Origin of the sequence: Pseudonocardia halophobica (assembly GCF_027922425.1) — a bacterium.
GTDB classification, from domain to species: domain Bacteria; phylum Actinomycetota; class Actinomycetes; order Mycobacteriales; family Pseudonocardiaceae; genus Pseudonocardia; species Pseudonocardia halophobica.
Genome location: NZ_BSFQ01000184.1, coordinates 1 through 791 on the forward strand (window position 1 = coordinate 1; position 791 = coordinate 791).

Annotated in this window: 1 protein-coding gene; it reads right to left on the reverse strand. The window is 69.4% G+C overall.

Going from position 1 to position 791, the window contains the following annotated elements; translation table 11 throughout:
* Positions 1-789: hydantoinase/oxoprolinase family protein (locus PKE99_RS38035; RefSeq protein ID WP_271215098.1), on the reverse strand; the 789-nt coding region annotated here is incomplete at its 3' end.
* Positions 790-791: the final 2 nt, after the last annotated feature.

Consider the following 791-nt stretch of genomic DNA (forward strand, 5'->3'; position numbering starts at 1 on the left):
GTCGACGATCTCCTCGGGGTCCTGGCCCTTGTAGGAGTACCCGTAGGTCCGCTCGTGAGCGGCGTGGAACTGCTCGATCGCCTTCTGCCAGGCCTCCTCGGAGAGCTCGTTGGGGTCCCCGTCGTAGTGGGAGTCGACCTGCACACGGATCTCGTACGTCTGGCTGCTGTAGCGGAAGTCGAGGAAGGTCTCCACGCCGATCCGTTGCTGGTCGACGCTTTCGCGACGGGCGGCCGCGAGCGCCTCCTCCGCGATCTTGCGGTACGCCTGCTGAAGCTCGGGGAAGTCAATCTCGTCCTCGCGACGCACGTAGGTGTGGACGGCGTCGGTACGGAGGTCGGTCATGAGCAGGCCCTCGGCGCAGGCGAGGCCGGGGGCGAGCGGCACCAGGACCTTGCCGGTCTGCATGATCTCGGCGCACCTGCAGGCATGCAGGCCGCCCGCGCCTCCGAACGGGAAGAGAGTGAACTTGCGCGGGTCGCGGCCGCGGGCGACGCTGGTCAGGCTGATGCCTCGGGCCATGTTCTCGCTCGCGAGTCGGAGGATGCCGAGTGCTGCCTCCTCCGGGGTCACGCCGAGCTTGTCGGCGATGTTCTCGGCGATGGCCTTGCGCGCGGCGTCGCGGTCGACCGTGATCGACCCGTCGCCGAGTGTGGCTTCAGGGATGCGGCCGAGGACGACGTGGGCGTCGGTCACCGTCGCCTGCGTGCCGCCCTTGCCGTAGGCAGCCGGACCCGGGCTTGCGCCGGCACTCAGGGGGCCGACCCGCAAGGACTCGTCGCCGACCATTG